12 protein-coding genes are annotated in these 15,644 nt (G+C 50.0%); 6 read left to right on the forward strand and 6 right to left on the reverse strand.

Going from position 1 to position 15,644, the window contains the following annotated elements; genetic code table 11:
* Genes P1P86_13225 through P1P86_13235 form a run of 3 tightly spaced genes read left to right on the forward strand, consistent with a single transcriptional unit; the run spans position 1 to position 4,133 of the window.
* Positions 1-2,421: a glycyl radical protein gene (locus tag P1P86_13225; GenBank protein ID MDF1576143.1), complete on the forward strand. Its 2,421-nt coding sequence runs from the start codon at positions 1-3 to the stop codon at positions 2,419-2,421.
* A gap of 4 nt (positions 2,422-2,425) precedes the next feature.
* Complete coding sequence (locus P1P86_13230; protein MDF1576144.1) at positions 2,426-3,385, forward strand: ROK family protein; 960 nt, start codon at positions 2,426-2,428, stop codon at positions 3,383-3,385.
* Position 3,386: 1 nt separating this feature from the next.
* Entirely contained in the window at positions 3,387-4,133 is a 747-nt protein-coding gene (locus P1P86_13235; GenBank protein MDF1576145.1) for a DeoR/GlpR family DNA-binding transcription regulator, read from the forward strand.
* A gap of 18 nt (positions 4,134-4,151) precedes the next feature.
* Here P1P86_13235 and P1P86_13240 read toward each other — a convergent pair whose 3' ends face one another.
* The 3 genes from P1P86_13240 to P1P86_13250 form a co-directional block, all read right to left on the reverse strand.
* Complete coding sequence (locus P1P86_13240; protein ID MDF1576146.1) at positions 4,152-5,285, reverse strand: DUF5009 domain-containing protein; 1,134 nt, start codon at positions 5,283-5,285, stop codon at positions 4,152-4,154.
* A 267-nt stretch (positions 5,286-5,552) separates the two neighbouring features.
* Entirely contained in the window at positions 5,553-5,858 is a 306-nt protein-coding gene (locus tag P1P86_13245) for a hypothetical protein (GenBank protein MDF1576147.1), read from the reverse strand.
* Positions 5,859-5,905: 47 nt separating this feature from the next.
* Positions 5,906-7,150, reverse strand: a complete 1,245-nt coding sequence (locus P1P86_13250; protein ID MDF1576148.1) for a DEAD/DEAH box helicase — start codon at positions 7,148-7,150, stop codon at positions 5,906-5,908.
* Positions 7,151-7,420: 270 nt separating this feature from the next.
* Between P1P86_13250 and P1P86_13255 the strand changes: the two genes are divergently transcribed.
* Positions 7,421-8,644 carry a DEAD/DEAH box helicase gene (locus tag P1P86_13255; GenBank protein MDF1576149.1) on the forward strand — a complete coding sequence of 408 codons (1,224 nt, stop codon included), beginning with the start codon at positions 7,421-7,423 and terminating at the stop codon, positions 8,642-8,644.
* Here the strand turns inward: P1P86_13255 and P1P86_13260 are convergent.
* Positions 8,641-10,023: a Xaa-Pro aminopeptidase gene (locus tag P1P86_13260; GenBank protein MDF1576150.1), complete on the reverse strand. Its 1,383-nt coding sequence runs from the start codon at positions 10,021-10,023 to the stop codon at positions 8,641-8,643. The genes P1P86_13255 and P1P86_13260 overlap by 4 nt on opposite strands.
* A 50-nt stretch (positions 10,024-10,073) precedes the next feature.
* Between P1P86_13260 and P1P86_13265 the strand changes: the two genes are divergently transcribed.
* Positions 10,074-11,321: a PQQ-like beta-propeller repeat protein gene (locus P1P86_13265; protein ID MDF1576151.1), complete on the forward strand. Its 1,248-nt coding sequence runs from the start codon at positions 10,074-10,076 to the stop codon at positions 11,319-11,321.
* A 161-nt stretch (positions 11,322-11,482) separates the two neighbouring features.
* The gene (locus tag P1P86_13270) at positions 11,483-12,136 is read left to right on the forward strand and encodes a hypothetical protein (protein ID MDF1576152.1); all 654 of its coding nucleotides are present in this window, start codon (positions 11,483-11,485) and stop codon (positions 12,134-12,136) included.
* 62 nt (positions 12,137-12,198) lie between these two features.
* Here the strand turns inward: P1P86_13270 and P1P86_13275 are convergent, their stop codons facing one another.
* Together P1P86_13275 and P1P86_13280 are read right to left on the reverse strand one after the other, a co-directional pair.
* Positions 12,199-13,992 (reverse strand): FAD-dependent oxidoreductase, encoded by a 1,794-nt coding sequence (locus tag P1P86_13275; protein ID MDF1576153.1) that lies wholly within the window; start codon positions 13,990-13,992, stop codon positions 12,199-12,201.
* Positions 13,970-15,640, reverse strand: coding sequence for an FAD-dependent oxidoreductase (locus P1P86_13280; protein MDF1576154.1), 1,671 nt, complete (start codon positions 15,638-15,640; stop codon positions 13,970-13,972). The genes P1P86_13275 and P1P86_13280 overlap by 23 nt, the downstream gene beginning before the upstream one ends.
* Between the last annotated feature and the right edge of the window lie 4 nt (positions 15,641-15,644).

The following is a 15,644-nucleotide window of genomic DNA, read 5'->3' on the forward strand; positions in this document are numbered from 1 at the left end:
ATGATAGCTGCTGAACAGACCAAAGAGATCTCGGAACGGATTGCTTATCTGAGGGAGAAAGTGATGAGTACCAAACCCACCGTTTGCACCGAAAGGGCCCGTTTTTATACCGAGGTGTACCGGGAGAATGAAGATCAGCCGGTGATTATTAAACGGGCTCTGGCCCTGCAGAAGACCCTGGAGAAGATGACTGTTTTTATCGAAAAGGGCGAGCTGATTGTGGGAAACCATTCTTCCTGTCGCCGCGCCGCCCCTATCTTTCCCGAATATGCTGTGGACTGGCTTCCGGAGGAGATGGACGATCTGGATAAGCGTCCCGGAGATGCTTTTTTCATTACTGCAGAACATAAAGAAGAATTGAAGGAGATAGCCAGCTGGTGGAAGGGCAAGGTGCTCTGGGACCGGGGCCGCGCCCTGATGAGCCAGGAACTGCGCGATCTTCAGGATTCGGCTATTATTAAAGCTACCGGGAACCTCACTTCCGGAGACGCTCATATCGCCGTGGATTTTCAGAAAATCCTGGAGGTGGGATTAAGAGGTTATTTCAGGGAGATTGAACGGTACCATAAGCAGGTGGACCGCTCCGACCGGGAAGGGATCCGGAAAGACAAGTTCTATACGGCTTTGACTATTGGTCTGGAGTCCTTTCAGTCCTTTATCAGGCGCTACCGCGATCTGGCCGTTTATCTGAGCAAAGAGAGCGACGACCCTCAACGAACCAGTGAATTACAGCTTATTGCTGATAATTGCCATGCTATTGCGGAAAGACCCCCGGAAGATTTTTACCAGGCGCTTCAGCTGGTTTACTTTGTGCAGCTTATCCTGCAGATTGAAAGCAACGGACATTCGGTTTCCCTGGGAAGGCTCGACCAGTACCTCTACCCCTTCTATCAAAAGGATCTGGCAGCAGGAAAAATTTCTCAGGAACGAGCTATAGAATTACTTGAGAATACCTGGATTAAATTGCTTTCTATTAATAAGATAAGGCCCTGGTCTCATACCCGCTTTTCGGCCGGTGGACCCCTCTATCAGAATGTGACCATCGGGGGACAGACCCCGGATGGGAAAGATGCTGTCAATGAGCTGAGTTTCCTGATTCTTGAATCGGTGGGAAATATGAAACTGACCCAGCCCAATTTGTCGGTACGCTTTCACAAAGGGATCAGCGAGGAATTTATGATGGCCTGCATCCGGGTGATTGAAAAAGGCTTTGGAATGCCCTCCTTTAACAACGATGAAGTGGTCATCCCGGAACTGATCCATCTGGGTGTGGAGCAGGAAGATGCCTTCAACTACTCGGCCATTGGTTGCATCGAGATTGCGGTGCCCGGAAAATGGGGCTACCGCTGCACCGGCATGAGTTTTCTGAACCTGATGAGGGTCTTTCTGGCCACTCTTTATGACGGTTATGACAGCCCGTCGGGACAAACTTTTCACAAGGGAACCGGGAACTTTACGGACTTTGATTCCTACGAGGAGCTGTTTAAGGCCTGGCAGCAGCAGATCCAATATTATACACGGAAAACCGTGGAGATTGATACGGCTGTTGATATCGCCCTGGAGGAGCATGTGCCTGATATTCTCTGCTCGGCCTTTGTGGATAGCTGTATTTCCCGGGGAAAGACCATTAAAGAGGGAGGTTCCAAATATGACTTTATATCCGGATTGCAGGTGGGCATTGCGAACCTTGGAAATGCCCTGGCTGCCATTAAAAAGCTGGTCTACGAGGAGAAAAAGATAGGTCCGGAGGAACTGCTTGAGGCCCTGGAAGGTAATTTTGAAGGCAAGGAGGGAGAGAAAATCAGGCAGCTCTTACTCAACTATGCTCCCAAGTATGGGAACGATGACGACTATGTGGACCTGCTTTTGAGGGATGCCTATATGGAATTTATCAGGGAACTGGATAAGTACCATACGACCCGTTATAACAGGGGGCCCATCGGTTGCAGGTACTATGCAGGAACCTCCAGCATCTCTGCCAATGTGCCCAGCGGGGCGGTTGTTCCCGCCACTCCCGACGGTCGCCTGGCCCATACCCCGGTGGCCGAAGGAAGCTCTCCTTCTTCCGGGACCGACCTGCTGGGGCCCACCGCGGTTTTTAAATCGGTTTCCAAGCTGCCCACGGAAAAGATCATGGGCGGGGTGCTGCTGAACCAGAAGCTCTCCCCTGCTGCCATTCAGAAGGAAAGGGATAAACATAAACTGATTTCCATCATACGCACTTTTTTTTCCGATCTGAAGGGCTGGCACGTACAGTATAACATTGTGTCCAGGGAGACCCTGCTGGCTGCCAGAAAGGATCCGGAAAAATACCGCGACCTGGTGGTCCGGATTGCCGGTTATTCCGCATTTTTTACTACTTTATCTCCCGATACACAGGATGATATAATTGCACGTACCGAACATACTTTAAATTTCTGAACCCATGCCTGGAGTACTTTGCGGAGTCGACATCGGGGGAACCAAATGTTCCATCGCCCTCATTGAAGAAAAGGGAAGAATCCTGGATAAAATATACACCTGCGCCCATGTGGAACAGGACGAAGAGGGAATGGTAAGTCTGATAGCGGGTCAGGTGAAGGAAATTATGAAGCGTAATCATCTGAATCAGAATGATCTGCTAGCCATCGGAGTGGGCTGCGCGGGACATATCCGCTATAGCGACGGGGTGATCATCACCACCTCCAATCTGAAGGGATTTAAAAATTACCCCTTGCGCGCAAAGCTGCAGGCCCATTTCGATATCCCGGTGATTCTGGATAACGATGCCAATGCACAGGCTTTCGGGGAGTATAAATTCGGAGCGGGACAGGGATACAACGATATGATCTTTGTGACCATCAGTACGGGTATCGGGGCAGGAATTGTGATCAACGGGAAGCTGTACAGGGGAAATACCGGCACGGCCGGCGAATTCGGCCATACCATTGTGGATCCCGGCAGTGAGCTGGTATGCAGTTGCGGAAACCGGGGCTGTGTCATGGCCCTGGCCTGTGGAATGGCTCTTCCCTATATGTTTGAAAAAAAGCTGAAAGAAGGCAAAGTGACTTACCTGAAGATGCCTCCCAACTTTAAACTCTCAAAAATAAACGGGCAGACCCTGAAAAAGGGGCTGGACATGGATGACCCCCTCTCCAGGGAAGTGATTTCGGACAGTGCCTACTACGTGGGCATCGGACTCTACAACCTGTTCCAGGTCCTCAATCCGTCCCTGATTGTACTGGGCGGGGGACTGACCAACTGGGGGCAGTTCTACCTGGATAAGATTAAGGAGACTTTCTATGAACTGGCCCGCGATATGATCTTTGATCCCATTGAGATCGTACTTTCGGATATTGTCGGCGATGCCGGAGTGATTGGTGCCGCTGCTCTAAGCCTGGAATAAAATGCTGAATGAAAGACAGAACAGAATTCTGAAGATCCTGGGATTAAACAATCAGACTTCCGTCAGTGAGCTCTCGCGACAGCTGGAGGTATCTTCGGTGACCATCCGGCAGGATCTGAACTTCCTGGAGGCCGAAGGCCTGTTAAAACGGGTGCATGGGGGCGCGGTACTGAAGGATGGAGAAAATCTGGATAACCGTCTGGCTAAGAATTATGAAAAAAAACTCCGGATTGCCAGGAAACTTGCTACGATGGTGCATGAAGGGGAAAGCATACTGATTGAATCGGGATCTGCCAATGTGCTGTTCGCCCGGGAACTGGTTAAGATCAGGAAGGTCACCATCATGACCACCAATTTGTACATAGCCCGGCAATTCAGAACAAACAGCCAGGCCAATGTGGTGATCCTGGGTGGCATCTACCAGCCGGAAAGCGAAACCCTGGTGGGAAAGCTGACCAGGTCGTGTATCGACCAGCTGAATATCCGGAAGGCCTTTATCGGGATAGACGGGTACACGACCCGGAATGGCTTTACCCTGCGGGATATGTTCAGGGCTGAGATCTCCAGTCACATCATCCGGAAAGCAGAGGATGTGTTTGTAGTATCCGATTCCAGTAAATTTGGAGCAACAGGCCTTACCAACATCTGTCGCCTGAAGGATATCCACCACATTGCCACAAACCCGGACCTGGATGCGGTCTATGTGGATGAATTCCGGGATGCCGGGATCGATCTGATCCTGGCCTGACCAGATCCTTGCGGGCAGCTATACTCTCAGGAAAATTTTCTTTTTGTATAAAAATAGAAGCAGGGCCCATTGGATCATCAGTACACCGGTGGTGATAAACACCGCCCCCCATTGCTCATTGATATGAACGGAGGTCCAGTTCAGAAAAAAGCGGCTGATGTCGTAAAAATCAATAATCCGGTGTCCCATGTATATGGTGATCGAGTTCATTCCGAACACCCTGAAGAAAAGCGTCCAATTCTTTGATCCTTTCACATCTATCACAAAATAGAAGAGTGCCAGCAACAGGGCACTGACACCGCCAGCCTTCATCACATAGGTGGCGGTCCACATTTTCTTGATAATGGGATAAACAGGACTCAGAGCCTGGGCGATCACGATCAGTCCCACACCGGCCAGGGCAATATAGAGGGCTTTCCGGGCCGGTGCCGCCTTGGAGCTCCTGAGTATATGGCCCGAGAGCGTTCCCATCAGGGTGATGGAGACCGCTGAAACGATACATAGGACCCCTTCCGGATCAAATACCTCATCATTCAGCCGGCCCGGAATCAAAAGCTGATCCAGCCATGCGTTGAGGGTGGTGGCGGGCTCAAAGGTTCCGGCTCCGTAACCCGGCACCGGCACCAATAACTGCAAAACAGCAATACCTGCAAGGATGCCCACCATCCAGTAGGCAGGACCTTTAATGCTTTTGGAATAGAGACTGATCAGTGCCGCGAAGAAGTATCCGAATCCAATCTGTGAAAGCACGCTCACATACCGGAGGTTCGTAAAGCCTCTGCTTAAGGCTCCATTGTAAAGGATTCCCAGTAAAACCAATGCAAGCAGGCGCACCGATATTTTCCGCAATAATTTGGATCTGGCTATCCCCTTTTCCACTTTTGAATTAATGGCATAGGGGATGGCCACTCCGCTGATAAACATAAAAAGCGGAAAAATCAGATCGTAGAACCGGAAGCCTTCCCACTGAACGTGGTGTTGCTGAGTGGCAAGCGCTTCCATCCATCCCCACCCGGTTAGCTCGGCCAGGGCGATAATGATTCCTCCAATTCCCACGAGCATGGCCATATCAAGGCCCCGCAGGGTATCCAGGGATAGCAGTCTTTCTTTAGTCTCCGTCCGAAGAGTCTGTGTTGTTTGTTTTGCTGGCATGTTGTTTCGTTTAGTGCTTCTAAAGTAGCTAAAAGTTTTTTTGATGTACCACCTCACCGGCTACAATTTGTAAATTGTAATCATTTGCCTTTTCCATCGTCTTTGTTTTATGAAGTAATATTTATCAGTCGAAATATCCACCGCCTTATGTTCCGGAACTACCTGCTGGTTGGCCTGATCACCCTGCTGACCGTGGGAGGCCAGGTGCTGCGGACAGCCAACGTGAACCCGGCCGAATCGCTCAGGCATGAATAGCACTCCCGGGGATTAAGCCCTGGAACAACGGATCAGGTCCATAACCAGGCAGGAACTCTCCTGGTGACAGTAGTTATGGATTTGTTTCATGAGAAAGGAACCGGCCTGTTGCCCCAGAAAGAATCCGGCTATCAGGAACAGATAGGTGTACCAGCCGAACCCGATTCCGCTGACCAGCCTCAGGGCAATAATGACGGGCACCGGTATATGAATGGCCAGAAACCACTGAGTGGAAAAGCGTCTCACATTGGCCCTCCAGTATCCAAAGGGGATATTCAGGAGAAAGACGAGGAGGCTGATGAAGATGAGTTTGCCCATGCTTTCCTTTAAAGATAAGAAAAAATTCGGCTATTTGAACAGAAAGATCAGCGTCTGTTCTTTCTTTTCTTTTTGCGGTTCTTCTGAAAGTCCTCTTCCTGGTCCAGTAAAGACTGCCAGTCGGTCTCTTCATTCTCCCGGGAAGATGCCAGGGTGTCTTTGTAGAAGCCCCTGGAAATTTCAATTCTGTAGACAGGTTTCCCCAGTTGCTCTTCAATGGTGGCCAGCATCTCCTTTTCTTCCTTGCTGCAAAAGGAAATGGCCTGTCCTTTGTTTCTCCCCCTGCCAGTCCGCCCTACCCGATGTACATAATATTCAGGGGATTCAGGAAGGTCAAAGTTTACCACCAGTTCCACATCGGGAATGTCAATTCCCCGGGCACTGACATCTGTGGCGATCAGCACTTTTATCTCTCCTTTATGAAAAAGCTGCATGATGCGTTGACGTTGCTCCTGCTCCTTATCGCCATGGATGGTCTCTGCCTGTATATCAACCCTTTCCAGGGCTTTTTTTACACGTTCCGCCCTCACTTTTGTTCTTACAAATACAAGGATTTTCTGATCCGGATGGTTGGCAATCACATTCTCCAGGAAAAAGCGTTTGTCATCCATCTCAATGAAAGCTACAGCATGCTCGATGTTTTTGGCCACCGGATCCTTGGGTGAGATCTGGATGCGAATGGCATCATTTACCAGGGAGTAGGCGATCTTCTTAATCTTTTCATCAATGGTTGCAGAGAAGAAAAGCGTCTGCCTTTTCCCGGGCAGATGGCGCATCAGGTCGCGGATATCCTTGATAAAGCCCAGGTCCAGCATATGATCGGCCTCATCCAGCACCAGGATCTCCACCCGTTGGAGCTGGAGCGCCCCCTGGCTTACCAGGTCGAACATTCTGCCAGGTGTGGCGATCAGCACATCCACTCCCCTGTTCAATTGTGCAATTTGCGGGTCCTGATCCACCCCTCCGTGAATGGCGAATGCTTTTACCCTGGTATGTTTTCCCAGGACCCTGAACACATTCTCGGATTGAAGGGCCAGTTCATGGGTAGGCACCATGATCAGACACTTGACTCCGTCGGGACGCCCCTTGATTTTGCGTTCCTGCAGGATATGAAGAAGCGGTATGGCATAGGCAGCAGTCTTGCCAGTCCCGGTCTGGGCGATAGCCAGCACATCCTCCCCTCTGAGAATGGGTGGAATGGACTTAAACTGAATATCGGTGGGTTTCTTATACCCCAGCTTGGAGATACTGTTCTTGATCCCATCCGCAATCGGGTACTCTTCAAACTTCATTTATTCCAAATTTGTTGCAAAGGTCATATTATTCCAGACAAAGTTCAAATCTTTCCCTTTTATGTGGCTAAAAAGGATTCCCATGGCGGAATGTGGATAATTTGATTACCTTTGCCCCGATTTCTTAGCCGACTTTTCAATTAGGCAGTTTTTCCGTTATTCAGGGATCCCTCTCTATTTCTTCTGATTCAGCTAAGGCGGCGCACTCTTCGAAGTTCGTCATTTTAAACAATATAGCAGCCTTAAAAAAGGCTGTTCAAAAACTTATATATGAATAATACCACAGTAAACAACAGACAAAGTACGCATTCAAATTCAGGCAGGAGAAGGGTTTATAGCTCCAACCAGCCAAACCGCAACCATGCACGGCCGGCCAAAAAAGCCTCCACACTCGATCCTTCTCTCCTGGTAAAGGAAGCGGATCATTCCATCATTGACAAAGCCTATCAATCAGAGCGCATGGTCAGTGAACTGCCAGTCGATTTAAAATTGAAGCAGGCCCTGGCAATGAAGGGCTATGACCGGCCAACCGAGATTCAGGACAGAACTCTGGAGACACTTCTGGAGGGCAGGGACCTTCTGGGAATTGCACAGACAGGGACCGGAAAAACAGCCGCCTTCCTGATCCCCATTATCGAGAAGCTGCTGCATAAACAAATTAATCCTTATGCACTCATCGTAGTACCCACCCGCGAACTGGCACTCCAGGTGGAGGATGAGTTTAAAAGTATGTCCAGGGGACTGGGTCTTTACAGTGCCTGTTTTATCGGAGGTACCAATATCAACAGGGACCTGCAGACTCTTCGCAGGAACAGCCATGTGGTGATTGCCACCCCGGGCAGGTTGCTTGATCTGGCAGACCGCCGGGCCATTGATCTGGGTAAATTTAAGACCCTGGTGCTGGATGAGTTCGACCGCATGCTGGATATGGGCTTTATCCGCGATGTAAACAGGATCCTGGATGGAATGAAACAGCGCAGCCACACCATGCTCTTTTCGGCCACCCTGGATAAATCGCAGCAAACAATGATCAATCATATACTTACGAATCATGTGACCGTGAAGGTGAACAACGGTAACAGTTCGGCCGATGCCATTGAACAGGAGATAATCAGGCTGAAACCGGGACAGGACAAGTTCATGGTTTTGAATGAGATGCTCTCGCAGGAAGAGTTTATCAAAGTGCTGCTCTTTGAGGAGACCAAACACAAGGTGAACCGTCTTTGCATAAAACTGAACAAGGCTGGAATCAGAGCAGACCAGATCCACGGTAATAAAAGCCAGAATGCCCGTCAAAGTGCTCTGAAAGCTTTTAAGGAAGGGAGGGTGCAGGTGCTTGTTGCCACCGACGTGGCCGCACGGGGACTGGATGTGTCGGATGTGTCACATGTGATCAACTACCAGGTACCACAGACCCATGACAGTTATGTTCACCGTATTGGCCGGACCGGCAGGGCCGGGAAAACCGGGAAAGCCTATACCTTTGTGGCCTAAGCCCTGAGTGCCTCCACTCCCTCTATGGTCAGCGGAAGTGGCTTGCCCAGACGGCGGGATCCATTTTCGGTAATCAGAAAGTCCTCCTCGTTGCGCAGGCCGCTGAAATTCCTGAATTTTTCTATTTCGCTGTAATTCAGGAATTGGGACAGATGTTGTTCCGATTTCCAGAGCTCAATCAGCTCGGGGATAAAATAGATCCCGGGCTCAATGGTCAGCACAAAACCCGCTCGAAGCTCTTTCCCCAGCCGGAGGGACTTCAGTCCGAACTGTGTGGACTTCGCTTCGCCATCATAGCCGACCCACTGTTCTCCCAGGTTCTCCATATCATGAACGTCCAGCCCCATCATATGTCCGGTACCGCAGGGGAAGAATAAGGCATGGGCCCCTGCTTCCACAGCCTCTTCCGTGTCTCCTCTGGTGAGCCCGAAAGCTTTGAGCCCCTCGAAGATGGTCCTGCAGGCGCTCAGATGCACTTCTTTAAAGGCAATGCCAGGTATCAGCATGGCGACAGCGTTCATGTGGGCATCCAGGCATAACTGGTACATCTCTTTCTGAAGCGGGGTGAAGGCGGGATCCACCGGGAAGGTGCTGGAAAGATCTCCGGCATAGTGCATTTCAGTCTCCGCTCCGGCATCCAGCAGAAAGAGATCTCCACTTTTTATAGTGTTGCCGTGGTGATGGTTATGGAGGGTTTGTCCCTTGATGGTAGCTATGATAGGAAAAGATGGATTTCCATTGGCGGCATATGCCACTTCCGCTACCTTGGCGGCGATTTCCGATTCGCGCATTCCCGGCCGGGCATAACGCATTCCGGCCAGATGCATATCTGCACTGATATTTACCGCCTTGTCAAGCTCGGCTATCTCCTCAGCAGTTTTCACTTCCCTTTGAGCCACTATGGCTTTGGTAAGCTCCAGAGAGGCTTTTTCAGAAACAGACCCTGCTTTTAACTGTGTGAGTCCGGCCAGACGGATCAGGATATCGGCCCGGTAGGGATTCAGGAAATGGACCGGTCTGTTTTTAGAAATTGCCTCAGAAACAACAGATTGCAGAGAGGATAAAGGGAAAACAGCTCTAACTCCAACCCGCTCACCCAGGGAGGCAAGGCCTGGAACCACGCCGGTCCATATGATCATATCAATCCCGTAGTCGTCGCCGAAAAGCATGGATTCTCCACTATCTGCATCAATGATTCCGGCCAGGGAAGCCTGATCGATCCCAAAGTAATACAGAAAAGTGCTATCCTGCCTGAAGTGATAGGTATTATCGGTATAGTTCATGGGGGACTCTTCGTTCCCGGGAAGCAGGATAATCCCGCCTGAAATGGTATCTGCCAGTTTCTTCCTGCGTGCTGTGTAAGTTTCTTTGCTAAACATTTGCACAAAATAGTAACTTAGGACCTTTCAAACCATAATAGTATGCGGCTATGACCAAATATTTTATTCCTTTTTTTATCCTGCTTTTCTCCTGCTCCGGATCTCAACCTGAAGTATATGAATGGAGGGGAGCTGATCGCATGGGCATCTATCCGGATACAAACCTGCTGAAAGAATGGCCTGAAGAAGGCCCCCGGGAATTGTGGGCCATTGATAAGCTGGGAAGGGGTTTTGGATCTCCGCAGTTCAAAGGAGAGCGTTTTTTTGTCACAGGTGAAGTGGATAGCATGGCCCACTTATACTGTTTTGATCTGGATGGAAATAAAATATGGCAAAGCCCCCTGGGAAAAGAATGGGTTTCCAGCTATCCCGGATCCCGTTCGGCACCCACCATCGTGGAAAAGCTGATCTATATTGGCACAGGTATGGGTGATCTTTACTGTGTGAATGAAGCCGATGGCAGTCTGGAGTGGTCCAAAGACTTTGTCAGGGACTTTCAGGGAGTGTATCCCTTGCACGGCCACTCTGAGGCAGCAGTGATTTCGGGAGACAGGGTATTCTGGACCCCAGGCGGTCCGGTTCATAATGTGGTTGCCCTGAACCGCATGACCGGGGAGCTGATCTGGAGCAATCCTGGCTTTGGGGAGCGTTCGGGTTACAATCCCGGAAAACTGCTGTCACATCATGGCCGGGAGCTCTTTGTTACTTTTACGGCTGCCAAATTACTGGGACTGGATGCGGAAACCGGAGAATTATTGTGGTCGCACCATCAGGATGTTTATACGGAAAAGGAGCGCGAGAAAATAGGAATTGGGGATTCCCATGCAAACTCTGTGGTCTATCGGGACGGATCCATCTTTTATGTTGCCGGTGACGGTAATGGCGGTGTCAGACTCGATCTCTCGGAAGATGGCAGTGCTTTTACCCAGGCCTGGCGCAATCCTGGATTTGATAGTTTTTTTGGCGGAGTGGTTCTGATTGACAATTACCTCTATACCAGCGGTACGCACAGGCAGTATTTATATTCCATTGACGCCACCACCGGAATCCTTAGAGACTCCTTGCATATCGGACAGGGTGCTCTGATTGCTGCCGATGAAAGGTTGTATTATTACAATCACCGGGGCCAGATGTACCTGATCAGTCATACGGAGGGTAAACTTAAAGAGTTAAGTTCCTTCAGGATAAATAAAGGTAGCGGGCATCATTTCTCGCATCCTGTGATCCACCGCGGGGTATTGTACCAGCGCCGTGGCGATGCCCTCATGGCATTTGATATTCGTCGGCCTGCTTCCTGAGAGGTGCTTCGGTAAGAGTGGGAGAGCATTCGTTTCATAGCCGTATTTAATAATTGGATTCAAATTGCAATTTTTTTTATAACCGTGCATCCTGAACCCAGATTCTTTTGATTTATTGGTCATATTCCGTAATTTATTATGCAGATATCGCCAGCCAAACCATGATTGATCAGCAAGCTGAGTCAGCTAAAGATAAAGGAGGATTCCGCCTGAAAGAATCCCTGGCCAATCTCAGACAGAGAAGCTTCTTTAAGTATGTGGGGCGCAGCGTTCTTCTGATCTTATCGGTTTACCTGCTGGTCATACTGATTGTTTTCCTGGCCGGGAAATACCTGATCGATTTCAACACCTTTTTTGAGGGGATTATAGAACGGCTTTCGAACCGTTTTGTGGTTCTTCTGTTCTTTCTCTCGGAATCCTTCACAGGGATGATCCCGGTGGATCTGTTTGTAATATGGACCCGGAAATTTGAGCATCCGCTGCCCTGGCTGGCACTTTTGGGGGCGCTATCCTATGCCGGTGGGGTGATCTCTTACGGGATTGGACTGTGGATTGCCGGAAGACCCCGTATAAAAGCCTTTACAGAGCGCCGCCTGCAAGGATATATTAGCTTTGTACGCAAGTGGGGAGGTGCTTTTATTGTAATTGCCGCCCTGTTTCCCTTTACCCCTTTTTCCCTGGTTGTTATCGCGCTTACTCTTTTTCACTACCCCTTCCGGAATTTTCTGCTTTTTGCCCTGGCCCGCTTGTTTCGTTTTGTGCTTCAGGGTATATTCTTCTTCGATTTAATGAAGCTGGATCACTGGATTGTTTAATGTAAAATTAGTGGCACGCTGATGCTTTTATACAGATCATTAATAAACCTTAAGGCTTATATTCATTGACGGTCTGAAGTGAGGATTAATTCCATATATGCGGCAAGGTGGTTCTCATAAAGCTCTCTGGGGGTGCACTGATGCAGCTTACAAAGGGAGGCTGCATAACCGACTGCCGCACCCATCTGTCCCGTTGTCCTCATAACCCTTGGTCCGCCCAAACCTATATGACTGCAGCTGAAGCAGCGGCCTGCCATAAACAGGTTCCCGATATTCTTTGAATAAAGCGATCTGTAGGGAATCTGGTAAGGCCGGGCCGGGTAGTACATGGCTTCCGAGAGAAAATCAGGCTTGCTTTCGTCCAGCTTGCTCTGAGGATAATGTACATCCACCTCCCGGACTTCGTGCACCACCGCATCCGGAAAGCTCCTGGATTCACGCATATCGTTAAAGGTATAGAGATAGTCACCCACCAGGCGCCGCGACTCCCTTTTACCAAGCAAATAAGAGACCCATTCCAGCTTCAGGGAATCGTTCCCGGCTTTTTGCTTTTCGTTGTAAAATGAACCGAAAATGGCCTTCAGCATATGATCCCTGATTTGTTCGGCATGGTCTGTCTGGTGCCAGCGCTCACTGATAAGCTCCCAGTTCCAGGTTCCTTCACGGGCCGAATAGGAGCCCGAAACCTCCATGGCCCAGGGTACTTCCGGAAATTCACAGGCGGTATCTGCGTTCATGGTTCTCCAGAGCAATGAAGCTCCCATCACCTGGTGATCCCCTCTGACCGGGCTCCACAATTCTCCGTGCTGCTCCCAGGCTTCTCCGTACAGGGAATCTGGTTCCCGGCCGTAATTATACTCGGCTCCTGCCCAGTAACCGATCCATCCATCACCGGTACAATCCACAAAATAAGGAGCTTCAAAGCGGAGGGCCTCACTGGTGGAAGTATGCCTGGCATCCACCGAGCTAATTAGCTGTTTTTCCGTATTGGCCTGATAGGCCCTGAAATTCAGAAACAGGCTGATATTGGAATAAGATTCCACATGTTGATGCCGTTTCTTCTCATCTGCCAGGGCTTCCGGTGATCCATTGGGGTAGTGTTCCGTATCAAGCATTTTAAGAATTCTACTGAAATGTCCATAGATTCCCAGAGTATGAACCCTGATCTCGCTGCTGGCATTGCCTCCCAGAACCGGCCGGTCGTGGATAAGGGCCACCTTCAATCCCTGTTCTGCGGCTGCAATGGATGCTGCACAACCGGCAAGGCCCCCTCCCACCACCACCAGGTCAAAACTCCTGGTCTCCTCCGGTTTATCCACATATCCGGCAAAACGGTTTCGCATATCTTCGAGATATTCCTGCTGGTTGGTAGGGGTCCGGTATTTATTACTGATGTATATGGCATCACAACGACCGTTAAATCCGGTAAGATCCTCCAGCCTGACTGTAAGCTCCCCGGCCTTCAGTTTGACTTTGCCGGCATAATTCCATCCCCATCCCCTGTAGCTGCCCATGGTATGGGGCAGTTTGACTTCATTCAGCCATATATTAAATTGTCCGGGTGCTTCCCAGGGTCCGGAAGCCCAGTCTGTGGTGCGGGCCCATACATGATACTTCCCCCCTGAGGAGAGTTCCATGCTTGTAGAGGCATCCTCCACCGCTTTCCCCAGGCCATGAGCCATCAGATAGGGCGATCCCATCTGCTCCACAAACTGAGGATCTACCACCCAGCCACCTTTGTGGTCAAAGCTTTCACATTCCACAAATACCTCCTTATGGCAAGCACACAACAGCAGCAATAAGGCTGGCACAAAGATCCACCGGACAGCGTTTTTATTCCTGAAGTACCTGTCCATCCTCTAGAAGTTGTTGTTTAAGTTCTTCATACTGTATATCATGTAAGTTGCTTTTCGCATCAATAGCAAGTACAGCCAGGGTGGCTGCACTCTGCCCCAGGATCATAAAAACCGGTTCCATGCGGATGGACCCATAGGCTATATGGGAGCTGGAGAGGCAGACCGGCACCAGCAGGTTGGAGCATTCTGCACTGGAGGGCAGGAGCGCGCGCTTATCAATCTGATAGGGATCGCCTGGATGAACCCCGATATCGCCCTCGTTCTGCACATAACCGTCCGGTTTGATATAGCGTTGAATGTTATGGGAATCCATGGTATAGGAACCCATACCCACCGGCTGTTCCACAGGGGATCTGCCCAGCACCTCATGTTCTGTCATCACAAAACCGCTCACCATCCTTCGGGCCTCACGCACATAAATCTGATGGGGCCAGTGACCGTTGTCGGTAAATTCATCTTTTGAGTAGCCCCACTGACTCATCTTCTTCCGAATATCTTCAGGGACTGCCGGGTCGCTGGCAAGGAACCAAAGCAGACCCTTCTGATAGCTGGTATGCTCATTTATAATCTCCCTTCTTCTGTCGTAAGAGGCCTCCGGATAATCATAATTCATGCCGATATTATCGCTGCTGAAAGGACCATGATTATTGACATCGGTTTTATGGTTGGGAATGGGATCAAATTTAGAAAATACCTCCCGCCATCCCGAGTCAAACACTCTTCGGAGCAATTCGTATTGCGTGGAGTCATAGTCCTGCGGCCGGCTGATGGCCAGCCTGTTCTCCGGGTGGTCGGTCAGACACAACCTGAAACAGTAAGCCTGAACACGATGGTCTCCCGAGCCATATTCGCCCGGATCATCCGTGGATATCCTGGGTAATACACCACTGGAGGGATCTCCCGGGATTACATAAGGACTGATATCGCTTTTAAAATGGTGCCCATGGTGCAAAACCCCTGTCTGGACTCCGTTCCAGTCTTCCCCATACTGATCGATCGATTCGCGGCCCACGGTATAGCTGACTCCTGAAGCGGCCATCAAATCTCCCTCATAGGTGGCATCAATAAATACCTTCCCTTTAAAACGCTTGCCATCCAGTGTTCGGATGGAAACAATGACCCCCTCCTGCATTTCAACTCCCTGTTCCCTGTCCAAATAGGATTCACGGTATAAAGGAATCTCATTTTCAGCAAGCAGCTGTTCGAATACCTGCTCGGCTGCGTGCGGTTCGAAGATCCACATGGTCCGGTTTTCGCCGTCAATGGCCACATTTCCCTGTCCCTTGTTTCCATATTCGTTTCTGTCCTGCCATCTCCAGGCCGAATCCTGCTGGTAGTGCAGGTAGAGACGGTGATAGAAATCCCTGGCAAGTCCCCCGATAACTGCCTTGTTTCCCGTATCAGTCCATCCCAGTCCCGAAGCGCTAAGTCCACCCAGATGCTTATCCGGCGAGACCAGAATCACCTTCCTGCCCATTTTGGCTGTCTGAACCGCAGCGATTACAGCAGAAGAATTTCCCCCGTAGATGATTACATCTGCGGAATATTGCTTGTCAACGGCCGATTTTTGCCTATTTTCACAGGAGTTGATCAGCAGCAGCAAAAGTAGAACCAAAACGGAGTTTGAAAGAAAGGTTTTGCAGGTCATTAGT

The sequence above is a fragment of the Bacteroidales bacterium genome (genome assembly GCA_029210725.1).
GTDB lineage: Bacteria > Bacteroidota > Bacteroidia > Bacteroidales.